The sequence below is a fragment of the Mesorhizobium sp. M0410 genome, assembly GCF_040321435.1.
Lineage (GTDB): Bacteria > Pseudomonadota > Alphaproteobacteria > Rhizobiales > Rhizobiaceae > Mesorhizobium.
Window position 1 is genome coordinate 163130 of sequence record NZ_JAMYRN010000012.1, and the last position, 21468, is coordinate 184597.

A 21468-nucleotide genomic window follows, 5' to 3' on the forward strand; every position below is an offset into this window, starting at 1 on the left:
AGGCGAGGCGATTGTGCAATGCGGTATAGCGAGATTCACGGAAACAAAGCCGACGCGCCGCCTGATGCACTGGACGCGACGGCCGGCGCGACGCGGGCGGCGGTCGGCGACAACGAACGGGCAACACGCCTGTCCGGCGTCTGCGCCTGGCAGGCGATCACCGTGCCCTACATCATCTCGAGCGGGCTCGCACTGCTCTATATCGGCCTGATCAAGGCGCCGTCGCTGTCGCTCGCCGAACCGCTGGTGCTGCCTTCGGTGCCCGCGGCCGTCGGCGGCGGAACCTCGATCTCCGGCGGCCGCGGCGGCTCCACCATCATCGGGGCGCTGATCCTCACCCGAAACGCTGTGCGGTCAGATAGTCATGGGATTTGAAAGCGTCCTTCACGGCTGCAGGCCAGATATCAGTCGTCGTTGACAAGACCACCGCGTGAGGATAATGAACATGATCATACAGGTTCACTGAACAGGTATCCAAATGAAGCGGCGTTCGGTTCAACTGTCTCCCGGCACGGGCAAGCCAGAACAGATTGCCACGGTTCTCGAACATGAAATCCGCTCCGGTGTTCTGGGCTTCGGCGACCGGTTGCAAAGCGAGAACGAGCTCGTCCAGCGTTTCTCCGTCAGCCGTAACACCGTTCGCAAGGGCCTCGAGGAACTGTCAAGCCGCGGACTGATCACCACCAAGGTCGGCATCGGCTCTTTCGTCACCTTCGATGGCAACCCCGTCGATGACTCAATCGGTTGGTCGCGGGCGCTCGCCAACGCCGGCGCCAATGCCGAGACGCGCACCCTGCGCCTTGAGGTGATCGAGGATCCTGATCTTGCCGCGCTACTTGGTATAGAAAACCCGTTTTTCATCGCTGTCGACCGGGTGCGCACCAATGCCAGCGACGGCCACGCTATTTCCATCGAGCGCAGCCGACTGCCATTGTCGCCCGAACTGGAGGACGTGCCGTTGCGCGGCCTGCGCGAAGGCTCGCTGCACCAGACGCTGCGCGGCGCCGGCCTCATTCCCGACCATGGCGACGAATGGGTGGGCATCGAAATGCTCAACGCCGACGATGCCGCAATCCTCGGCTGCCCGCAAGGCACGCCGTTCCTGCGCGGTCGCCGGTTGACGCGTGCGGCCGATGACCGGCCGATCGAATATGTGACCAGCCTGCTCAACCCGGCGCATTTTGCGCTGCATATGAGGTTCTGAGAGATGCCCGACGACACCCGGGACACGACCGATCGGGCTATGGGAGCGCTTGTCGGCGGGGCACTGGGAGATGCGCTGGGCATGCCGACGCAGCTTTTGTCGCCGGCGCGGATTGCCGAACTCTACGGCCATGTCGAAGGCTTCATTACTCCTTTCGCCGACCATCCGACGTCGAAGGGGCTCCCGGCCGGAACGATCACCGACGACACCGAACAGGCGCTTCTGCTTGGCCGTATCTTGGTCGAATCCGGTAACCGGTTCGACCATGCGCGGTGGGTCAACGCGCTGCTCGACTGGGAACGCGATGTCAAGGCGCGCGGCAGCTACGATCTGCTGGGACCATCAACCAAACGCGCCATCGACGCCATCAACAATGGTATACCAGCCGAGGAAGCCGGGCGCAGTGGCGACACAAATGGTGCGGCCATGCGCATCGCGCCAGTAGGTATCATGATGCCGCTGGAGCCGCTTGACGCGCTGGTCGCCAAAGTGGCCGAAACCTGCATGGCGACGCACAACACGTCGATCGCAATCGCTTCGGCCGCAGCGGTCGCTGCCGCCATCAGCCGCGGCGTCGCTGGCGGTGACTGGCGTGCCGCTTCCGACAACGCCATCACGGCAGCGAGACGAGGGGCGACGCTCGGCCATTGGGCGACCGGCGGTGACATTGCTGCGCGCATTACTTGGGCGCAGGAGCTTGTGCGCGGCAAGGCGACGAAGGACGCGATCCGGCTGATCATCGATCTGGTCGGCACCGGCGTCGCCAGCCAGGAGTCAGTTCCGGCTGCATTCGCAGTGCTGGAAGTCGCCGGTGGTGACCCTTGGCAGGCGGCAGTCATCAGTGCCAATCTCGGTGGCGACACCGATACGATCGGCGCCATCGCGGCCGGCATGGCCGGTGCCTGCACCGGCTTTTCCCGATTGCCTCAGAACCGCATTGCAAACCTCAAGGGCATCGACATGACGGGGGTTAGCGCGCTCGCCGCCGACCTTGTTGTGGCGCGGATGTCCAAGGGCCGTGTGGACAAGGGCAGTGGCGGCAAGGATGCGGCGGCATGAGAGGGCGTCTCGTCCATGTCGGCAGCGCGGTGGTCGACTATGTTTACCGCATCGATGCCTTGCCGGCCCCGGGCACGGAGAAGACTGCGTCGAGCTATGCACGAGTCGCCGGCGGCGGCTTCAACATGATGGTCGCGGCCAGCCGCACCGGCATGAAGGTGGTGTTCGGCGGCCAACTCGGCAGCGGACCCAATGGCGACTTCCTGCGCAGCGCCTTCAACGCCGAGGGTATCAGTACTATGACCCCGCCATCGCCCATGATGGACAGCGGCCATTGCGTCGCCTTGATCTCGAGCGATGCCGAACGCACCTTCGTGTCTTGGCCGGGCGCTGAAAGCGTACTCAGCCTCGACATGCTGGCGCCCGTGGTGGTCGCTGCAGACGACTGGGTGTTCACGTCAGGTTATACGTTGAGCTATCCGGGCAGCCGCGATGCGCTCGCCGACTGGATCGAGGCCCTGCCGGCTGGGATACCTTTCGTCTTCGATCCGACACCGGTCATAGCGGACATTCCGGGCTCGACCTTGGCGCGGGTGCTTGCTCGCACCACATGGTTGAGCTGCAACATGGGGGAAGCGGCCGAGATCGCCGGTCAAGGCGATGTAAAGGCACTCGCAGCGCGGCTTCTTGCCGGCCATTGCCCGAAGGCCGACGGCGTCGTCATCCGGAGCGCCGCCAAGGGCTGTCATGTGCGGCTGGCAGACGGTTCCGTCCAGACCATCCCCGGCTTCGAGGTCGACGCCCTCGACACCAATGGCGCAGGCGACGCCCATATCGGCGCTTTCGTCAGCGCGCTGGCGCGCGGCGTACAGCCTTTTGAGGCAGCGCGCTACGCCAATGCGGCGGCGGCCATTTCGGTCACCCGCCACGGTGGTTCATCAGCGCCGACCGACTACGAGATCCAGACATTCCTAAGCCATGCCGGCGGTCCCCAGATGGGCCTCCATGGCCGGAAGCAAGAGGTCAAACGCCCGACAGCCTGACAAAGCCCGGGAATCGGGCAAACACAGAGAGGAACGAACATGCGCATGCCCGACTTTACTGCCCTAGTGACGGCGGCCGCCGTCTTCACCTCCGCACTCGCATTTGCCGCCAAGGCCGACGAGGTGCACGTACTCAACTGGAAGGGCTACGGCGCCGACGAGCCGTGGGCCATCGAGGCCTTCGAGAAGGCGACCGGCAACAAGGTCGTCAACGACTTCTTCAATTCCGAACAGGAAATGCTGACCAAGCTCAGGACCAATCCCGGCCTCTACGACGTCGTTATGATCAACGCCGCCTTCAACGACCAGGCAATGGCGGAAAAGCTGATCCAGCCGATCGACACATCCAAGCTGCCGAACTATGCCGACATCAGCAAAGACAAGGCGAGTTCGCCGATGCTTGTCCATAACGGCAAGGTCTATGGGGTACCGTGGGTCTGGGGACTGACGGCGCTCGCCATCAACGACAAGTCCTTCGACAAGCCGCCAACGAGCATCGCCGAAATGTGGGATCCCGCCCACAAGGGCCGCGTCACCATCCGTGACGATGCCGTCGAGGCGGTGCAGTTCGGCGCCATTGCCACCGGCCAGAACATCAACGATGTCAAGGACATGGAGGCGGTCAAGGCGAAACTCACCTCGCTCATGCCGCAGATCAAGACGTTCTGGAGCTCGGAGAACGACTGGAACCAGATGGTTGCCTCTAACCAGATCGATATCGGCACCTATTGGAGCGGCTCGGCCGACCGCGCCAAGACCCATTTCAAGCTGCCAGTCTCGCTCGTGATCCCGCGGGAGGGCGCTGTCGCCTGGCTCGACGCCTTCTCCATTCCCGTCGGTTCCAAGAATGTCGCCGGCGCCGAGGCCTTCATCAACTACATGGTCGACCCGAAGTTCTATGTCGAATGGGTCACCAAGGTCGGAGCCCCGGTATCTGCCAATACCAAGGCCGTGGAAGCACTTCCCGAGGATGCGTTCAACCGCAAGGTGATGGGTGACCCGGCAGTTGCCAAGCGCATTCAGTTCCAGGCGCCGATCACAAACGCCCAGCGCGAAGCCTATCTGTCGCTCTGGCAGCAGCTCAAGGTCAACGTGAAGTAACAGCAGAAAGCGGGATCAGCCGATCATATATGTCGGCTGATCCTTCCCTGGGAGGATGTCATGGCAGCACAGGTTGCAGCCGCGTCGCGCAGCGGGCTGAGATCGGCCTTGCCGCTACTGGTGCCTGCCTATCTCTGGCTGTCGGTTGCGATCTTCTTGCCGCTCTCAGCCATGGTCTTCTTCTCTCTCATGACCGAGCTGCCGTTGTCGGGCAAGCCGTGGGCGTTCACGCTCGAAAACTATACCGCCTTCTTCTCGCAGAGCCTCTATCTGACGCTTCTGCTCGCCTCGCTGCGCCTCGGCCTCGAAGTGACGCTGTGGTGCATCATCGTCGGTTATCCCGCCGCTTATGTGCTAGGCAAGGTGCTGAAAGGCCGTAGCCGCGAAGCGATTTTCCTGCTCGTCATCCTGCCGTTCTGGTCAAATGGGCTTGTGCGCATCTTCTCCTGGGCGATGGTGCTGCGCGAAGGGGGCATTCTCGATACCGCGCTCAACGCCGTGCTGCCGTTCAAGATCAATATCGACCTGATGTATTCCTATCCGGCTGTCATCATCGGGCTAGTGCACTCCTACGTTCCTTACATGGTGCTGACCTGCTACCTGACCCTACAGGCCATCGACGACTCGCTGATCGAGGCCGGGCGCTCGCTCGGCGCATCGCGGCTGCAGATGCTGAAGCGGGTCATCATTCCGCTGTCGATGCCGGGGCTGGTGGCTGGCGCGGCCCTCATCTTCGTCCCGGTCGTTGGCTCGTTCATGGAGCCGCGCATACTTGGCGGCCGTACCGGCACCTTTTACGGCACTGTCATCGAGGACCAGTTCGTCGCCGTGTTCAATTGGCCGCTGGGTGCTGCGCTCTCCTTTATCCTGCTGGCCGTCGTGCTGGTCATCCTGGCGGTTGCCTCGCCGGTGCTGAGGAGGGCTATGTGATGGCGACGACACGGGTCCTCGAATGGCTCGGCCGCCTCTACATCTGGCTATTGCTCGCCTTCCTCTATGTGCCCATCATCATCATGGCGCTGATGTCTTTCAACGTTTCGCCCTTCTATCAGCTGCCGTTCGAATGGACGACGGAATGGTATGCCTCGCTGTGGCAGAACGACCAGCTCATCTCAGCCACCTGGAACAGCCTCGAGATCGCGGTCATCACCACCATCATTTGCGTGGTGCTTGGCTCCGCGGCGTCACTGGCGCTCTACCGCTATGAATTTCGCGGCAAAAAATTCCTGCAGGCGCTGCTGTTTCCGCCAATCGCCATTCCGTGGCTGATTACCGGCACGGCGATGCTGATCTTCTTCTTCGGCGTCGGCATCGGGCGCGGTCTGTTCGCCATCCTGCTCGGCCACGTCGCGCTTGCACTGCCCTATGTCATCGTCGTCGTATCGGCCCGGCTGCAGACCTTCGCGCCCGAGTTGGAAGAGGCGGCGCGCTCGCTCGGCGCCAATCAATGGCAGGTGACGAACCGCGTCACGCTGCCCTGGATCATGCCGGGTGTCATTGCCGGAGGGCTGTTCGCTTTCGCCGTGTCCTTCGACCAGTTCGTCGTATCCTACTTTCTGTCGACGCCCGGCCAAACGACGCTGCCGGTCGAAATCTACGCCGCGATCCGTAAGGGATTCACACCTGAGATCAATGCGGTCTCGACGATCATCATTGTCGTGTCGATGGCATTGATGCTGCTCACGGCGCGTTTCTTCAAATTCGGCGGAGAGAAATAATGGCGGGCGTGCAGGTATCGAATGTGTCGCGCAGTTTTGGCGCGCACAAGGCGCTGGACGATGTCTCCATCGATTTTGCCGACGGCGGCTTCTACGCCCTGCTCGGTCCCTCCGGCAGCGGCAAGACCACGCTGCTGCGCCAGATCGCCGGCTTCGACTTTCCCGACTCTGGCCGCATTGCGATCGGAGGCGAGAGCGTCGAGCGGGTGCCGGTCGAAAAACGGCGCATCGGCATGGTGTTCCAGAACTACGCGCTGTTTCCCAATATGAGCGTCGCCGACAATGTCGCCTTCGGCTTGTCCGTGCGCGGCGAGCTCAAGGCAGTGATTGCTGCCGAGGTGCAGGGGGCGCTCGACCTCGTGCAACTCGGCAAGCTCGGTGGTCGCCGGCCACACCAGCTCTCCGGCGGCCAGCGCCAACGGGTGGCGCTCGCTCGCGCCATCATCACCAAGCCGCGTGTACTTCTGCTCGACGAGCCGCTCGGCGCTCTCGACAAAGCGCTGCGCGTCGGAATGCAGCTCGAGCTCAAGCGCATCCAACGCGAGATCGGCATTACCACAATCTTCGTCACCCACGACCAGGAAGAAGCGCTGACGATGAGCGACCGCGTCGGCATTCTGCGAGACGGCAAGCTGGTGCAGGAAGGCCCGCCCGAGGAGATCTACAATCGGCCGAAGAGCGAGTTCGCCGCCACCTTCCTCGGCGATGCCAACATTTTTCGTGGCGAGAGCACAGGCAACGGCATCCGGCTGCCGGACGGCACGGCGATTTTCGCTGGATCTGGCGCCAACCTTGCCCCTGGTGCAAAGGCCAGTTGCGCCGTACGGCCCGAACGGATCCGCATCTTCACCGATGCTGCGGCTCCGGATACGGCCAATGCGAACGTGCTGCGGGGGGAAGTGTCGAAACGCATCTTTGCCGGCAATAGCAGCACCTACTTCGTCGAACGTGGCGGACAGATACTGAAAGTCATCGTGCAGAACACCGGTGCTGACAAGCTGGCGGAGGGCCAGGAAGTGGTGCTGCGGTGGTCGCCGGAGAGTACCGTCCTGATGGCAGCGAGTTAGTCTAGCGGGCGGCCGTGCTAACGGGACGTTGCGTTACCTCCCCACCTCCTCTGCCCTACCGAACATTCGTCGCTCATCGTGAGCAAAGAAAAAATCCACCGCCAGATATTGGCAGCACTAATTGACTGCGTTGGGTCCAGATCAGGACAAATCCTTTGCCGTGCAGACCGCCGGCTCACTCACATCTCGCACCAAGAAGCCGCCGGTCCACTTTCCGCCCAAACGCGACGTCTGAGTAATGCTTCGGCGATGACCGCTTTTGGCTTTGCTGCTGTTGAGCGACGCCAGCTTTCGCCCAAATCGCCCTCCCCATCATCCCACCACCCTCCCCTGCTCCGCCTCCTCGGCATTCGGATCGCCCGGCGCCGTCGCCCAGGCCAGTTCGACCAGCGTCACCGTCCGCCGGCCAACCCCATCCAGCTGGCAGACGATCAGCCCCTGCTCCTCGATATAGGTCAGCAGGCGCCGGGCGCGGCGCAGCGAGTGCGAGCCATAGGCGCGGGCGATCGCCGCGTCGCTCGGGCAGGGCCACCCCTCCTTGGCCGCGCGGGCGATCATCATGAACACGCCCTGCATATCCTCGGGCAGCAGCGAGGCGCGCGCCGAGACATCTTGCCAGGCGTCATCGTCGGCCATGTCGGAGCCCAGGCCGGCGCGGGCGCGCGTCAGCATGCGGCGGAACGCGGGCAGGTCCGGCACGACCGAGGCGAGGCCCTCTATGCGGCAGCGGACCACGAACTCCTGATAGAGCACGCCGATGACACGGAAGCCCGCGTCGGGTTGCGCCAGCACAGCGCGCAGCACCCGGTCGACACGCTCGCGCCGCTCCGCCAAGTCCTCGGCGCTGATCGGCGGCTCCACCGCTTCGGGGCGGATTTCCAGCGCCGCCGATTTTGCCGCCATCAGCTGATCGAGCAGGTCCGGCGACGACCGGCGCTGCGGCCGGACGGTTTCGGGCGGCGGGGCCGCCAGGATGATCGCGCGCGCGTCCTCCAGTCCCGATTCCGGCAGCGGCATCAGGCGCGGCGTCGCGTTGCGCGGACTTGTATCGGTCGGGCCGATGCGCAAGCCGAGCGGGCGGCGCGACAGCGCCGGGCCGAGCGCCATGAACTGCCCGCGCTCGAGGTCGCGAAAGGCTTCCGCCTGGCGCCGCTCCATGCCGAGCAGGTCGGCGGCGCGCGCCATGTCGATATCGAGAAAGGTCCGGCCCATGAGAAAATTGGAAGCCTCGGCGGCGACGTTCTTGGCAAGCTTGGCCAGCCGCTGGGTGGCGATGATCCCGGCCAGCCCGCGTTTGCGGCCACGGCACATCAGATTGGTCATGGCGCCGAGAGAGAGCTTGCGCGCCTCGTCCGAAACCTCGCCGGCAACCGCCGGCGCGAACAGCTGCGCCTCGTCCACCACCACCAGCATCGGATACCAGTGGTCGCGGGCGACCTCGAAAAGTCCGCCGAGGAAGGCGGCGGCGCGCCGCATCTGGTTCTCGGCGTCGAGCCCCTCGAGATTAAGCACCGTGGAGACGCGGTGGATGCGCGCCCGCTCGCCGGCGCTCTGCAGGCCGCGCTCGGTATGCTCCTCGGCGTCGATCACCAGATGGCCAAAACGGTCGCCCAGTGTCACGAAGTCGCCTTCGGGATCGATGATCGTCTGCTGCACCCAGGGCGCACTCTGCTCCAAGAGCCGGCGCAGCAGGTGGGACTTGCCGGAGCCCGAATTGCCCTGCACCAAAAGGCGCGTCGCCAGCAGTTCTTCAAGATCCAGCGCCGCCGGGGCGCCTGCGCTCGTGTGGCCCATCTCGATCGCAACCGTCATGTCTTCGACTCTCCTTAAGGAGAGGGCTTATCAACCGCATCACAGCCCGTCGAGCGCGCCATGGCCGACGCTCCGTGTTGCGCACAGGCTGGATGCTGCTCACGATCAGGGGATCGCAGAGGATTGGAATGAAACGGGCCGTTTCGATTCGATAAGGAGGCGGTGCGGATGTTTCGCAGCCGTTATCCGGAGGTCGAGTTGGATCTCATCGGGATGAATTCGCCATTGCTGGAAAGAGCACTCGCCGCCAGCGAGATCTACCTCGGCATGCTGCATCCCCGCTCTCGACCCCGGAGCTGATCGTCCATGGCCTGCCCGACGAGCCGCTGGTGCTGGCGTCCGGCAACACACCGGCTTGCGGCTCGCCTTTTACCGCTGTCGTGGTGCCATTCGCGAAACGACGAACAACAAAGCTCTCATAATGACTGTATCGATCACTATTTCTGTCGAACGGAACATCCTGGAAAAACTCTCGTTGGGTTAGATCGCGATCCAGCGATGCAACTCGATGGAGACACTAAGATGATGAAAATTCTCTCTGCATCCCTACTTGCTATCGGCCTGGCCACATCTGCCATGGCACAATCAACCGGTTCGGGAACTGGCGGAACTGGTATGAACGGCAATACCGGCGTCGACACGGGCACCGCCGGCAACAGCGGCAACAACGGGACCAGTACCACTACGCCGAACCAGATCGATCCGAATGCAACGAACGCCACCACGCCGCAGACAAACGGTATGGGGGACCGCTGCAAGGATACGGCAGGCAACGACACCGACAACAACACCCCAAGCGGCGCCATGACGTCGGATATGCAGAACTGCAACAAGTAACGGAGTTTTGCTCAGCGGTCGTTTCAGCCCGCTGCCTGGTCCAGACCGGGCACGGGCTCACCATTTTAGATGGACGGCGAGCCGAGGTCGGCTAGCCATACATTTTGTCTCAGCTAGGTCGGCGACAGATGGCGGCCAGCCCGGGACCGGCGGCCGTTCTGCTGATTTTCGCGGAGAGAACTGGTGGAGCCAATCGGAATCGAACCGACGACCTCTTGAATGCCATTCAAGCGCTCTCCCAACTGAGCTATGGCCCCACTCCGGCAGTTCGCCGGCGCCGTTTCCGGCGAAGAGATCCGGCGCGGGTTCTAGGCCGCGCCATTAGTGCAGGCGGCTTCTAACCCCGCCTTCAGTCAATATCAAGCCTTCAACGACCGCTTTTTCTAGGCGGCGCGGCGAAAGCCGGCGAATGCGGTTCGCTCAGACTTCGTCGTCGTCGTCGCCGACGCCGATCATGTCGGCAACGTCGTCGTCTTCTTCCTCTTCGTCGGCGAGGAATGTGTCATCCTCATCATCGCCAAGGTCGACGTCGTCCTCGTCATCGGCGAGATCGGGAAGCTCGTCGGCCTTCGCGTCCTCGTCCGCCTCTTCGAGCGAGACGACCTCGACGCCCTCTTCCTCCTCGGCGTCCACTTCCTTTTCGGCAACTTCCTCTTCTTCCTCGAGGGCGGCGATCTTGCCTTCTTCGAAATAGGATCGCGGATAGCTCTTGCCCGTATAAGGCGAGACGATCGGGTCCTTGTTCAAGTCATAGAATTTTCGACCCGTCTCCGGGTCGATGCGTTTGGTGCCAAGTTCGGGTTTTGCCACAGCAAGCCTCGTCGATGAAAGTTTGGTCCCCTTAACCAGAGTTTACGGCGCTGTCAAAGCGAAAAGCCGGCGTCCCAAAAAGCGTGAATTCGAAGGCCTTCGTACCAAGGGGATGACCATTTCGGTCCGCCATGATAGGAGACCGCGCAAACCAGAAGAAAATAGCCGGGCGCCGGCGTTTCCAGGAAAGAACCATGTCGCACGCTGCTGCCCCGAAACAGGCCACCGCCCGCAAATCATCTGGCCTTTCAGGTGCGGCACGGGTGCCGGGCGACAAGTCGATCTCGCACCGCTCGTTCATGTTCGGTGGCCTGGCCTCTGGCGAAACCCGCATCACCGGGCTGCTGGAAGGCGAGGACGTAATGCGTACGGGCGCCGCCATGAAGGCGATGGGCGCTCATATCGAGAAGCATGGCACTGAGTGGGTGATCCGCGGCACCGGCAATGGCGCGCTGCTGCAGCCGGAAGGCCCACTCGATTTCGGCAATGCCGGCACGGGCTCCCGCCTCACTATGGGCCTGGTCGGCACCTATGACATGGAGACCACCTTCATCGGCGACGCCTCGCTGTCCGGCCGGCCGATGGGCCGCGTGCTCGAGCCGCTGCGCCAGATGGGCGTGCAGGTGCTGAAGGCGACGCCTGGCGACCGCATGCCGATCACGCTGCACGGGCCTAAGCACGCCGCGCCGATCACCTACCGCGTGCCGATGGCATCGGCACAAGTCAAGTCGGCGGTGCTGCTGGCTGGGCTGAACACGCCGGGCATCACCACCGTCATCGAGCCGGTGATGACGCGCGATCACACAGAAAAGATGCTCAAGGGATTCGGCGCCAATCTGTCGGTCGAGACCGACGAGCGCGGCGTGCGCCACATTTTCATCGAAGGCCAGGGCAAGCTCACCGGGCAGACCATCGCGGTGCCAGGCGACCCCTCCTCGGCGGGCTTTCCACTGGTGGCGGCGCTGATCGTGCCGGGTTCGGACATTACAATCGAAAACGTGCTGATGAACCCGACCCGCACCGGACTTCTGTTGACGCTGCAGGAAATGGGCGCGCGCATCGACATAATCGACCCGCGCAACGAAGGCGGCGAGGATGTCGCCGACCTGCGCGTGCGCTATTCCGAGTTGAAGGGCGTCACCGTGCCGCCCGAACGGGCGCCGACCATGATCGACGAGTATCCGGTGCTTGCCGTGGCGGCCAGCTTCGCCGAGGGCGAAACGCTGATGCTCGGGCTGGAAGAGCTTCGGGTGAAGGAATCCGACCGGCTGTCGGCGGTCGCCAACGGGCTAACGCTCAACGGCGTCGACTGCACCGAGGGCGAGGCCTCGCTTGTCGTGCGTGGAAAGCCGGGCGGCAAGGGATTGGGCCAGCACCCAAATGGACAAGGCACCATCGTCCAGACCCACCTCGACCACCGCATCGCCATGAGTTTTCTGGTGATGGGGTTGGCGACGGAAAAACCTGTGACCATCGACGACCAGGCGATGATTGCTACGAGCTTTCCGGAATTCATGGGGCTGATGAAGGGGCTGGGGGCGGAGATCGAGTGACAGTTGATGGCAATCGTAAACCTTGGAGATTGGGCGCCAACATCCTTCCCTTCGTCATCCTGGGGCGAAGCAAGGAGCGAAGCGACGCGGCGAAGACCCCAGGATCCATGCCGTGACGTCAGAGCATCGCAACGGTTCAGAATTCTGGCCCGCCGCATCCCTCGGTACATGTCACGGCATGGATCCCAGGGTCTCCGCGACGGAGCTTCGCTCCTGCTCCGCCCTGGGATGACGAAGGCGCGAGGGCTGGTCCACTGCCAATGAGCATCCCTTTTACCATCGCCATCGACGGCCCCGCCGGCGCCGGCAAGGGCACGCTCGCCCGCAGGCTGGCCGATCACTATCGGCTGAACCTGCTCGACACCGGCCTTACCTATCGCGCGGTGGCGCATGCGCTGCTCCGGCTCGGCCTGCCGCTCGACAATGTTTCGGCCGCTGAAACCGCGGCCCGGCAGGTCGATCCGGCAAAGCTCGACCGCGCAGTGCTTTCGGCACACGCCGTTGGCGAGGCGGCTTCGAAAGTGGCAGTGATCCCGTCGGTGCGGCGCATCCTGGTAGAGAAACAGCGTGACTTCGCAAGAACACCGCCTGGCGCGGTGCTCGACGGCCGCGACATCGGCACCGTCGTCTGTCCCGATGCCGACGTAAAACTCTATGTCACGGCCAGTGCCGAGGTGCGGGCAAAGCGGCGGCTGGATGAAATCGAGAGCATCGGCGGCACTGCCAATTTTGACGAAATCCTTGCCGATATCGTGCGCCGCGACGAGCGCGACATGGGCCGCGTGGACTCGCCCTTGAAGCCGGCCGTCGACGCGCACTTGCTCGACACGTCGGAAATGGCTATAGAAGCCGCGTTTCTGGCAGCACGGGCGATCATCGACGACGTCCTGGCCAAGAGAAACAAAGCCTGAGCCTGGGTTTTCCTGCCGCCGCCGATTGCCGGCGACAAAAAGAATTCCCATATCGGGCGTGAACCAGCCTGCCAGCATTCTTCATGCGCCGGAATTGCCGCTCAAAGGCGGCCAGGGCTTTTGCCCGGAACGTTGGCAGGCCAACGCAACGCTAACCCACGGCGCCGGCCCTGCGACAGATTGCGGGGCATTCCAGGAGAAACTATGTCAGTTGCAAACCCCACTCGCGATGATTTCGCGAGCCTGCTCGAAGAATCATTTTCCGCCGGCCATTCCGGCGAAGGCCAGGTCGTCAAGGGCATCATCACCGCCATTGAGAAGGACATGGCCATCATCGACGTCGGCCTCAAGGTCGAAGGCCGCGTGCCGCTGAAGGAATTCGGCGTCAAGGGCAAGGATACGACGCTCAAGGTCGGCGACACGGTCGAGGTCTATGTCGAGCGTATCGAGAACGCGCTTGGCGAAGCCATGCTGTCGCGTGAAAAGGCCCGCCGCGAAGAGAGCTGGGTCCGTCTCGAAGAGAAGTTCACCAAGGGCGAACGCGTCGAAGGCGTCATCTTCAACCAGGTCAAGGGCGGCTTCACCGTCGACCTCGACGGCGCCGTGGCCTTCCTGCCGCGCAGCCAGGTCGACATCCGCCCGATCCGCGACGTCTCGCCGCTGATGCACAACCCGCAGCCCTTCGAGATCCTCAAGATGGATCGCCGCCGCGGCAACATCGTGGTGTCGCGCCGCACCGTGCTCGAGGAAAGCCGCGCCGAACAGCGTTCGGAAATCGTGCAGAACCTCGAAGAAGGCCAGGTGGTCGAAGGCGTCGTCAAGAACATCACCGACTATGGTGCGTTCGTCGACCTCGGCGGCATCGACGGCCTGCTGCACGTCACCGACATGGCATGGCGCCGCGTCAACCATCCGACCGAAATCCTCAACATCGGCCAGACGGTCAAGGTGCAGATCATCCGCATCAACCAGGAAACCCACCGCATCTCGCTCGGCATGAAGCAGCTCGAGAGCGATCCGTGGTCCGAGATCGGCACCAAGTTCCCGATCGGCAAGAAGATCAAGGGTACCGTTACCAACATCACCGACTACGGCGCATTCGTCGAGCTGGAGCCGGGCATCGAAGGCCTCATCCACGTTTCGGAAATGTCGTGGACCAAGAAGAACGTGCATCCCGGCAAGATCCTGTCGACAACGCAGGAAGTCGACGTTGTGGTGCTCGAAGTCGATCCGGCCAAGCGCCGTATCTCGCTCGGCCTCAAGCAGACGCTGGAGAACCCGTGGGAGGCCTTCGCGCGCAGCCACCCGGTCGGCAGCCAGGTTGAGGGCGAGGTCAAGAACAAGACGGAGTTCGGCCTGTTTATCGGCCTCGAAGGCGACGTCGACGGTATGGTCCACCTTTCCGACCTCGACTGGACCCGTCCGGGCGAGCAGGTGATCGAGGAGTACAATCGCGGCGACATGGTCAAGGCGCAGGTGCTCGACGTCGACATCGACAAGGAGCGCATCTCGCTCGGCATCAAGCAGTTGGCCAAGGACACGGTCGGCGAAGCCGCGACGTCGGGCGAACTGCGCAAGAACGCAGTCGTCACCTGCGAGGTTATCGGCGTGAAGGATGGCGGTCTGGAAGTGCGGCTGGTCGACAGCGGCATCGAGACCTTCATCAAGCGCTCCGACCTCAGCCGTGACCGCGACGAGCAGCGCCCCGAGCGCTTCACCGTCGGCCAGAAGGTCGACGCCCGCGTCATCGCCTTCGACAAGAAGACCCGCAAACTGCAGGTCTCCATCAAGGCGCTGGAAATCGCCGAAGAGAAGGAAGCGGTCGCCCAATACGGTTCGACCGACTCCGGCGCTTCGCTGGGCGACATCCTTGGCGCCGCGCTGAAGAAGCAGGGCAGCTAAGCCAACACCGCGCTTCGCGCGGGTTATAAACGAAACAAGAGAGCCCCGCCGGAACGATCAGGCGGGGCTTTTGCTTGTGACCTTTGCGACGGACCGCAGGCTCAGGCCCTGCCGTAAAGCGGCACCAGCGTGCCGCTGATGGCCATGTTGGCCGGCGAGGCGAGATAGGCAATGGCCTCGGCGGCCGCTTCAAGGCTGACCCATCTGCTGAAATCTGCGTTCGGCATGTCAGCCCGGTTGGCCGGCGTGTCGAGCGTCGAGGGCGCCACGGCGTTGACCAGAATGCCGTTGCCCTTCAGCTCTTCGGCCATCGCCACGGTCATCGCGGCGACTGCCGCCTTGGCGGCGGCGTAGGCCACCTTGCCGGAGCCGCGCCGCGGATCGAGCCCGGCTCGCGCGGTGACATTGACGATGCGGCCCGGCACGGAAGATTCCAGCATCGAGCGTATCGCCGCGCGGCAGCACAGGAAGGTGGTGCGGGCGTTGGTGTCCATCATCTCGGCGAAGGAGGCGGGCTCGATCTTCTCGACCGGCGCGGCGGTGAAGCCGCCGGCCAGATGCACCGATGCCCATAAATTCGGAACGCTGGCATAGAAGGCGTCGACCTTGGCAGGGTCGGCGAGGTCGACGTTATGCGCCAACCTGACGCGGTCATGCGCCGGGAAGGGGAAATGTGCAGGCGCGGCAGCGTGAGCGTTGGGCACATGGCAGATCGCGCCCTGCTCCAGCAGGTTCCCTACGACCGCGCCGCCAAGGGCACCGGTGCCGCCGGTCACCACGATATGTCTGCCGTCCAGTGTTTCCGTCATATTCGACCGCTCCGTCATTGCGCGCCGCCGATCCGGAAGGTCGCGCCTTTCGCGCGATCACTCAACCGAAATCTCTATGACGTAAGGTCGTCCAGTCGCCCGCGCGCGCCCAAGCGCGTCCGCCAAGCCGCCGGCGCCGGAAATCCGCTCGGCGGCAATGCCGTAGGCTTCGGCCAATTTGCAGAAATCCGGCGGTGCCGGGGAGACGCCGACCGGCTCGACGCCGACGTCGAGCATCGAGGTTTCGATCTCGCGGTAGCCGCGATTGTTCCAGACGGCGAAGATCACCGGCGCCGCAGCGTCGAGCGCGGCGCCCAGTTCCGGCAGGGTGAACTGGAAGCCGCCGTCGCCGGTGAGGCAAACGACCGGCGCCTCAGGCCTGGCAAGGACGGCGCCGATCGCCGCCGCCGGGCCATAGCCGAGCGCGCCGAAGCCGGTGGCCGCGTTGAACCAGCCGCCCGGCCGGTCATGATCGTAATAGAGGTTGGCGGCGTAGACCGGCTGGGTCGAATCGCCGACGATGATCGCGCCAGGCAGCGCATCGCGGATCGTCTCGACGGCGCGCAGTTGCGCCTGCATAGCCGGGCCGATCTCGGCAAAGGCCGCTTGCCGCGTCGCGGCGGCGCGAGCGGCGCCGTCGACCGATTGCGCCTGGCCCGTGCCGAGTTCGGCACCCAGCGCCTCGAGCGCTGCACCGCAATCGGCCTGGATCGAAATCCGGGCCGGCCGGCGGGCAAGCTGGTCGGCGCCGATATCGATGCGGATCAGATTGGCAGGCAGGACAAAACCGCCGTCGCCATAGCCATCATAGTCGGTCGGACCGAATTCGGTGCCGGCGGCAATGACCAGATCGGCGCCGGCCATCAGCGCACGCACCGCCTTCAGGCTGGGGCTGGCCGGCACGCCAAGCGGATGGCGATAGAGCAGGCCGCGCGCATTGGCGGTCTGGACGACCGGCGCTCCCAACCTCTCGGCAAGGCGCTGCAACGGTGCTTCGGCCGCTTTGGCGCCGCCGCCGGCCAGGATAAGCGGCCGGCGGGCGGACGCGCATAGCCTTGCCGCCGCGGCAATCGCCGCCACATCCGGCTCGGGCGGCGCTGAATTCCGCAGCAACGGCACGATGCTGTTGCCAGGCAGGCTCATGACATCGGTCGGGATCTCGATATGCACCGGACCCGGACGCGAGGATGAAAACAGCGCAAAGGCGCGGGCGAGCACGCCGGGCAGCTCGCCGGCGTCGGTGACACGGTGCGAAAACAGCGCCACCTTCTCCATCATGCCGCGCTGGTCTGGCAGTTCATGCAGATGGCCAAGGCCTTTGCCCAGCGTCGGTGTGGCGTTGACGCCCGAGATTACCAGCATCGGCACCGAATCGGCGCGCGCCTGGCCCATGGCGGTGATGGTGTTGGTCAGCCCCGGCCCGGTGATGACGAAGGCGATGCCGGGCCTGCCGCTGGCGCGCGCATAGCCATCAGCCATGAAGCCGGCGCCCTGCTCGTGGCGCGGCGTGACGTGACGGATCTTCGACCGCGCAAGCCCGCGATAGAGCTCGACCGTGTGTACGCCGGGAATGCCGAAGACTATGTCGACGCCGTGCGCTTCGAGCAAGGTGATGAGCGCTTCGCCGATGGTCGTCATTGTCTTAGCACCGGGCGTGTGAGGCAGGTCGGGCCGCCCTCGCAGGCAATGCACAGCGCATCGGCCTCGAATGTCGAGACCGTACAGCCAGCGGCCTGCATGGCAGCCGCCGTCTTCGGAAAACCGGCAACGGCGATAACCTGGCGCGGCGCGGTCGGCAGGACGTTGAGGCTGAGCCCATTCGAGGCGAAGAATTCGTCGGCGTCGCCCTCGACCAGCCGAATGCCGCGTTCGCGCAGCATTTGGTGGAAGGCGACCGGCAGGAGGGGCGCATAGACCAGCGCCAGATCGTCGGCGAGCGGGCTGATCACCGACATCAGGTGCAGGCAGGCCTCCTCGCCTTGCCAGAGCGGCAGGTCGAAGCCGTAGACCTGGATACCCTTGGGCGAAAGCAGGTTGGCGAGCTGCTGGATGCCGAGCTGATTGGTGCGCACGCCGCGGCCGACGGCCAGCGTGTTTGCATCCACCCACACGCAGTCGCCGCCCTCGACCTGGCCGGGAGCCTCGATACGGCCAAGGATGGGGATGCCCATGCGCCCATAGGCTGCCTCGTGCAGGCCTGGCTCGGGCCGGCGCAGCGCCTTGCCCATAGCGAGGATAACCGCGCCGTGGTCGGTCATCAGCGAGGGATCGTGGGTGAAGACCGAATCGGCAAGCCCGTCATCGGCGTCGCTCAGCCATTCGATTTCGGCGCCTGAGACAGAAATCAGCCTGGCCAGCGCATCATGCTGGGCCGCCGCTTTTTGCGGATCGAAGCCGGGGCCATAGTGCCAATCCAGCGCTTCGGCCCGACGCATGGCGCTGGCGGCGGAGCGCATCAGCACGCGCTGCAGCGTCCCGGCCATCGACTGCGACCCGTATGCTTTGACCACTAAATTCTCCTGAAACGCGCCCCTCCTGCCAATAGCCACTCGGCAGGCGGTGATCAATGGTCCAAAAACTGCGGTTGACGGAGGCAAGCGGAACGGTCCATCTTGAGAATCGGAACGCTGTCCAGTGACGGGTAATGGGTAAAAAATTCCAGCAAGGACTGCCTCGGTTGCTCCGCGGGGCGCCGCGACGATGACAGCGCCCGTCACCGCCCTGAAGCATCCGGCGCAGAACGGCGCTGCCGAAGCCATCCACGTCGAGAACCTGCACAAGAATTTCGGCAACCTGCACGTACTGAAGGGCGTTTCGCTGTCGGCGCGCGACGGCGAGGTGATCGCCATCATCGGCGGCTCAGGCTCGGGCAAATCCACGCTGCTGCGCTGCATCAACTGCCTGGAGAACCCGACCAGCGGCATCATCCGCGTCAATGGCGAGCAGATCCGGTTGAAGGCCGACAGCCACGGTCACACCGTGCCCGCCGACCGCAAGCAGATCGAACGCATCCGCTCCAAGCTCGGCATGGTCTTCCAGAATTTCAATCTGTGGAGCCACATGACGTTGATCGAGAACGTCATCGAGGTTCCCGTGCATGTGCTCGGCGTCAGGCGCGATGTGGCGATCGGCGAGGCGGAAAAGCTGCTCGCCCGCGTCGGCCTTGCCGAAAAACGCGACGTCTATCCCGCCTATCTGTCGGGCGGCCAACAACAGCGCGCCGCGATCGCCAGGGCGCTGGCCATCAATCCGCGCGTCATGCTGTTCGATGAGCCGACCTCGGCGCTCGACCCGGAGCTGGTCGGTGAGGTGCTGAAGGTGATCGGCGACCTGGCGCGCGAAGGCCGCACCATGGTGCTGGTCACCCATGAGATGAAGTTTGCCCGCGAGGTCGCGACGCATGTCGTCTACCTCCATAATGGGCTGGTCGAGGAAGAGGGGCCGCCGGAACAGATCTTCGGCGCACCCAGATCCGAAAGACTGAAGCAGTTTCTGCGCAATGTTGGATGACTTGCGAGAAAAGCAGACGGGAACGTCAAAGCAAAAAAACGGGAGAACTGAAAGAAATGAAACCTTTTCTCAAAACGGTGCTCGCGGCCACGCTGATCGCATTGTCGGGTGCATTTTCGGCAAGCGCCGAACAGATCAAGGTGGGATTTTCGCCTGAAGCCTATCCGCCGTTTTACTCGCAGGATGCATCCGGCAAGTGGGGCGGCTGGGAAGTCGACATCGTCAACGCCATCTGCGGCGAAGCCAAGCTGGATTGCGTATTGACGCCAGTCCCATGGGACGGCCTTATCCCGGCGCTTAAAACCAAGAAGATCGATGCAATCATGAATTCGATGTCCATTACCGACGAACGCAAGAAGGAAATCGACTTCTCCGACAAATATTATAACACGCCGACCGCGGTGATCGGCGCCAAGGATCAGAAATTCGATGCGACGCCAGAGGGGCTGAAGGGCAAGATAGTCGGCGTTCAGGCCTCCACGGTGCACGCCGCCTACGCCAAGAAGCACTTCACCGACGCTGCGGAAATCAAGGAATACCAGACGCAGGACGAGGCAAATCAGGATCTCGCCGCCGGCCGGATCGATGCCACCCAGGCCGATTCGATCGCGCTCGACGCATTTTTGAAGTCGGATCAAGGCAAAGCGTGCTGCGACCTCAAGGGTTATGTCGCACCGGACCTGGAAGTGCTCGGGCCTGGCGTCGGCGCCGGCGTACGCCAAGGCGACACCGAGATCAAGGATAAGCTCAATGCCGCAATCAAGGCTATCCGAGCCAATGGCAAGTATGCCGAAATCACCAAGAAGTACTTCGACTTCGACATCTACGGCGACGAGTCGCAGTCCAACTGACGGCAGCGGCATCAAGCCGGGCAGGCCTAGCCGCCATCGTCGCGATGGCACGTCCGGCTTGATACATCATTGGCGCCTCAACCCGGAAGTCCAGGGGGACATAAGCTGAGCGACGTTCTCGCCACCATGTTCGGAGCCAGTTCGCTGGAATTGCTGTCCTTCGAACCGCCGAACGGCAGGGGTCTCAACCTTCTGCACGGGCTGGCAAACTCGGTCGGAATTGCCTTCGGTTCCTTTGGGGTCGGTCTTGTGATCGGCGTCGGCGGCGCCTATGGCAAGCTCTATGGCGGGCCGGTGGTCCGTGACCTGCTGGAAGTTTACACCACAGTGGTCCGCGCCGTGCCCGAGTTGGTCCTGATCCTGCTGCTTTATTTCGCTGGTACCGACCTCATCAACCAGTTGCTTACCGCGCTCGGCTATGCCGCGATCGATATCAACGGGGTTGTCGCCGGCATAGGTGTGCTCGGGGTCGTGCAGGGCGCCTACTCCACCGAAGTCTTGCGCGGCGCGATCCGCGCCATTCCGCAAGGCCAGATCGAAGCCGCCCGGGCGTATGGAATGCCTCCCGGCCTGCTTCTCAGGCGCATAACGCTGCCGGCGATGCTGCCCTTCGCCATTCCGGGGTTGGCAAATCTGTGGCTGATCGCCACCAAGGACACCGCGCTTCTCGCGATCGTCGGCGTTAATGAACTGACCCAAACCACACGGACGGCAGCCGGCGCGACGAAGGCTTATTTCACCTTCTTCATGGCGGCGGGCGCGCTCTATCTCGTCCTGACCCTCGTCTCCAACATCGCTATCGGGCGCGTTGAGCGCTGGGCACGACGCGGCATGCCCTCGATCGCGGGATCGCATTGATGGCCGCCGAAACTCCGGTCATTGACGCCGCCGCACGGGCCTCGCTGTGGATGCAGCCGCACCGCATAGCGCTGATCCTGATCGCGCTGGTTGTCGTAGTGGCATCGATTTTCCTCATGCGCTGGGATTGGCTGCCGGCCTATCTGCCGCTGGCCTTGCAAGGCATATGGCGGACCATCTGGCTGCTTGTGGTAACGTCGGTGCTGGGCATCGCGCTGGCCATTCCCCTCGGCCTTGCGCAGGTGATCGGCCCGCCGATCTTGAGTGTGCCGGCCAAGGTGTTCTGCACGATTATTCGCGGCACGCCGCTGCTGCTCCAGCTCTGGCTGCTCTACTACGGACTGGGTTCGCTGTTTCCGCAATTTCCTTGGATACGCGAGTCGTTCCTCTGGCCCATTCTAAGGCAGGCATGGCCCTACGCCGTTCTTTCTCTGACGGTCTCGTATGCCGGCTTGGAAGGCGACGTAATGCGGGGCGCCTTCG

At 63.5% G+C, this 21468-nt stretch carries 20 protein-coding genes, 1 tRNA gene and 1 pseudogene; 16 read left to right on the forward strand and 6 right to left on the reverse strand.

Translation table 11 applies throughout. The annotated features are described in order from the left end of the window. Positions 1-99: 99 nt before the first annotated feature. The 8 genes and pseudogenes from NKI63_RS19480 to NKI63_RS19515 form a co-directional block, all read left to right on the forward strand. Positions 100-339 (forward strand): annotated as a pseudogene (locus tag NKI63_RS19480) (ABC transporter permease); the annotation flags it as partial. A gap of 139 nt (positions 340-478) precedes the next feature. Further along, a complete protein-coding gene (locus NKI63_RS19485; protein WP_352702513.1) occupies positions 479-1204 on the forward strand; it encodes a GntR family transcriptional regulator in 726 nt (241 codons plus the stop codon). 3 nt (positions 1205-1207) lie between these two features. Next, entirely contained in the window at positions 1208-2263 is a 1056-nt protein-coding gene (locus NKI63_RS19490) for an ADP-ribosylglycohydrolase family protein (RefSeq protein WP_352822932.1), read from the forward strand. Then, entirely contained in the window at positions 2260-3246 is a 987-nt protein-coding gene (locus NKI63_RS19495) for a PfkB family carbohydrate kinase (RefSeq protein WP_352822935.1), read from the forward strand. Before NKI63_RS19490 ends, NKI63_RS19495 begins: the two co-directional genes overlap by 4 nt. Positions 3247-3285: 39 nt before the next feature. Further along, positions 3286-4347 carry an ABC transporter substrate-binding protein gene (locus tag NKI63_RS19500; RefSeq protein WP_352692027.1) on the forward strand — a complete coding sequence of 354 codons (1062 nt, stop codon included), beginning with the start codon at positions 3286-3288 and terminating at the stop codon, positions 4345-4347. A 60-nt stretch (positions 4348-4407) separates the two neighbouring features. Further along, the gene (locus NKI63_RS19505) at positions 4408-5277 is read left to right on the forward strand and encodes an ABC transporter permease (RefSeq protein WP_352822939.1); all 870 of its coding nucleotides are present in this window, start codon (positions 4408-4410) and stop codon (positions 5275-5277) included. Beyond that, entirely contained in the window at positions 5277-6065 is a 789-nt protein-coding gene (locus tag NKI63_RS19510; RefSeq protein ID WP_352452724.1) for an ABC transporter permease, read from the forward strand. Before NKI63_RS19505 ends, NKI63_RS19510 begins: the two co-directional genes overlap by 1 nt. Continuing rightward, positions 6065-7132, forward strand: a complete 1068-nt coding sequence (locus NKI63_RS19515; RefSeq protein ID WP_352751956.1) for an ABC transporter ATP-binding protein — start codon at positions 6065-6067, stop codon at positions 7130-7132. Before NKI63_RS19510 ends, NKI63_RS19515 begins: the two co-directional genes overlap by 1 nt. Positions 7133-7444: 312 nt before the next feature. On the opposite strand, the gene NKI63_RS19520 is transcribed toward NKI63_RS19515, so the two are convergent. After that, positions 7445-8944, reverse strand: coding sequence for a helicase HerA domain-containing protein (locus NKI63_RS19520; RefSeq protein WP_352691798.1), 1500 nt, complete (start codon positions 8942-8944; stop codon positions 7445-7447). 522 nt (positions 8945-9466) lie between these two features. On the opposite strand from NKI63_RS19520, the gene NKI63_RS19525 reads away from it, so the two are divergent. Further along, a complete protein-coding gene (locus tag NKI63_RS19525; RefSeq protein ID WP_352509788.1) occupies positions 9467-9781 on the forward strand; it encodes a hypothetical protein in 315 nt (104 codons plus the stop codon). Between the two features lie 181 nt (positions 9782-9962). Here NKI63_RS19525 and NKI63_RS19530 read toward each other — a convergent pair. Together NKI63_RS19530 and NKI63_RS19535 are read right to left on the reverse strand one after the other, a co-directional pair. Next, positions 9963-10038, reverse strand: a tRNA-Ala gene (locus NKI63_RS19530). Between the two features lie 163 nt (positions 10039-10201). Beyond that, positions 10202-10591, reverse strand: coding sequence for a TIGR02300 family protein (locus tag NKI63_RS19535; protein WP_254816066.1), 390 nt, complete (start codon positions 10589-10591; stop codon positions 10202-10204). Positions 10592-10785: 194 nt separating this feature from the next. On the opposite strand from NKI63_RS19535, the gene aroA reads away from it, so the two are divergent. From aroA to rpsA, 3 genes are all read left to right on the forward strand, one after another. Beyond that, complete coding sequence (gene aroA / locus NKI63_RS19540; RefSeq protein ID WP_352509789.1) at positions 10786-12144, forward strand: 3-phosphoshikimate 1-carboxyvinyltransferase; 1359 nt, start codon at positions 10786-10788, stop codon at positions 12142-12144. Between the two features lie 260 nt (positions 12145-12404). Then, positions 12405-13055: a (d)CMP kinase gene (gene cmk / locus NKI63_RS19545; protein WP_352509790.1), complete on the forward strand. Its 651-nt coding sequence runs from the start codon at positions 12405-12407 to the stop codon at positions 13053-13055. Positions 13056-13259: 204 nt separating this feature from the next. Beyond that, positions 13260-14957, forward strand: coding sequence for a 30S ribosomal protein S1 (gene rpsA / locus NKI63_RS19550; protein ID WP_023676278.1), 1698 nt, complete (start codon positions 13260-13262; stop codon positions 14955-14957). 101 nt (positions 14958-15058) lie between these two features. On the opposite strand, the gene NKI63_RS19555 is transcribed toward rpsA, so the two are convergent. From NKI63_RS19555 to NKI63_RS19565, 3 genes are read right to left on the reverse strand one after another with little or no spacing between them, the layout of a single operon-like run. Then, positions 15059-15766, reverse strand: a complete 708-nt coding sequence (locus tag NKI63_RS19555) for an SDR family NAD(P)-dependent oxidoreductase (protein WP_352480696.1) — start codon at positions 15764-15766, stop codon at positions 15059-15061. A gap of 57 nt (positions 15767-15823) precedes the next feature. Next, positions 15824-17404, reverse strand: a complete 1581-nt coding sequence (locus tag NKI63_RS19560; RefSeq protein WP_352509792.1) for a 5-guanidino-2-oxopentanoate decarboxylase — start codon at positions 17402-17404, stop codon at positions 15824-15826. Further along, positions 17401-18249 carry a dimethylarginine dimethylaminohydrolase family protein gene (locus NKI63_RS19565; protein ID WP_352509798.1) on the reverse strand — a complete coding sequence of 283 codons (849 nt, stop codon included), beginning with the start codon at positions 18247-18249 and terminating at the stop codon, positions 17401-17403. The genes NKI63_RS19560 and NKI63_RS19565 overlap by 4 nt, the downstream gene beginning before the upstream one ends. Before the next feature lie 217 nt (positions 18250-18466). Here NKI63_RS19565 and NKI63_RS19570 point away from each other — a divergent pair, with 217 nt between their 5' ends. The 4 genes from NKI63_RS19570 to NKI63_RS19585 form a co-directional block, all read left to right on the forward strand. Beyond that, positions 18467-19276 (forward strand): ABC transporter ATP-binding protein, encoded by an 810-nt coding sequence (locus NKI63_RS19570; RefSeq protein WP_352509793.1) that lies wholly within the window; start codon positions 18467-18469, stop codon positions 19274-19276. Positions 19277-19332: 56 nt separating this feature from the next. Then, on the forward strand, positions 19333-20127 hold the full coding sequence (locus tag NKI63_RS19575) for a transporter substrate-binding domain-containing protein (RefSeq protein WP_352509795.1): 795 nt from the start codon (positions 19333-19335) through the stop codon (positions 20125-20127). Positions 20128-20253: 126 nt separating this feature from the next. Then, positions 20254-20985, forward strand: coding sequence for an ABC transporter permease (locus NKI63_RS19580; RefSeq protein ID WP_254816058.1), 732 nt, complete (start codon positions 20254-20256; stop codon positions 20983-20985). Continuing rightward, positions 20985-21468, forward strand: a 484-nt coding sequence (locus tag NKI63_RS19585) for an ABC transporter permease subunit (protein ID WP_352822948.1), incomplete at its 3' end; no start/stop codon positions are given. The genes NKI63_RS19580 and NKI63_RS19585, both read left to right, overlap by 1 nt.

Bases quoted from the DNA above. Each gene is read 5' to 3' on its own strand.
- NKI63_RS19485 (WP_352702513.1), top strand. From the start codon at position 479: ATGAAGCGGCGTTCGGTTCAACTGTCTCCCGGCACGGGCAAGCCAGAA.
- NKI63_RS19490 (WP_352822932.1), top strand. From the start codon at position 1,208: ATGCCCGACGACACCCGGGACACGACCGATCGGGCTATGGGAGCGCTT.
- NKI63_RS19495 (WP_352822935.1), top strand. From the start codon at position 2,260: ATGAGAGGGCGTCTCGTCCATGTCGGCAGCGCGGTGGTCGACTATGTT.
- NKI63_RS19500 (WP_352692027.1), top strand. From the start codon at position 3,286: ATGCGCATGCCCGACTTTACTGCCCTAGTGACGGCGGCCGCCGTCTTC.
- NKI63_RS19505 (WP_352822939.1), top strand. From the start codon at position 4,408: ATGGCAGCACAGGTTGCAGCCGCGTCGCGCAGCGGGCTGAGATCGGCC.
- NKI63_RS19510 (WP_352452724.1), top strand. From the start codon at position 5,277: ATGGCGACGACACGGGTCCTCGAATGGCTCGGCCGCCTCTACATCTGG.
- NKI63_RS19515 (WP_352751956.1), top strand. From the start codon at position 6,065: ATGGCGGGCGTGCAGGTATCGAATGTGTCGCGCAGTTTTGGCGCGCAC.
- NKI63_RS19520 (WP_352691798.1), bottom strand. From the start codon at position 8,944: ATGACGGTTGCGATCGAGATGGGCCACACGAGCGCAGGCGCCCCGGCG.
- NKI63_RS19525 (WP_352509788.1), top strand. From the start codon at position 9,467: ATGATGAAAATTCTCTCTGCATCCCTACTTGCTATCGGCCTGGCCACA.
- aroA (WP_352509789.1), top strand. From the start codon at position 10,786: ATGTCGCACGCTGCTGCCCCGAAACAGGCCACCGCCCGCAAATCATCT.
- cmk (WP_352509790.1), top strand. From the start codon at position 12,405: ATGAGCATCCCTTTTACCATCGCCATCGACGGCCCCGCCGGCGCCGGC.
- rpsA (WP_023676278.1), top strand. From the start codon at position 13,260: ATGTCAGTTGCAAACCCCACTCGCGATGATTTCGCGAGCCTGCTCGAA.
- NKI63_RS19555 (WP_352480696.1), bottom strand. From the start codon at position 15,766: ATGACGGAAACACTGGACGGCAGACATATCGTGGTGACCGGCGGCACC.
- NKI63_RS19560 (WP_352509792.1), bottom strand. From the start codon at position 17,404: ATGACGACCATCGGCGAAGCGCTCATCACCTTGCTCGAAGCGCACGGC.
- NKI63_RS19565 (WP_352509798.1), bottom strand. From the start codon at position 18,249: ATGGCCGGGACGCTGCAGCGCGTGCTGATGCGCTCCGCCGCCAGCGCC.
- NKI63_RS19570 (WP_352509793.1), top strand. From the start codon at position 18,467: ATGACAGCGCCCGTCACCGCCCTGAAGCATCCGGCGCAGAACGGCGCT.
- NKI63_RS19575 (WP_352509795.1), top strand. From the start codon at position 19,333: ATGAAACCTTTTCTCAAAACGGTGCTCGCGGCCACGCTGATCGCATTG.
- NKI63_RS19580 (WP_254816058.1), top strand. From the start codon at position 20,254: ATGTTCGGAGCCAGTTCGCTGGAATTGCTGTCCTTCGAACCGCCGAAC.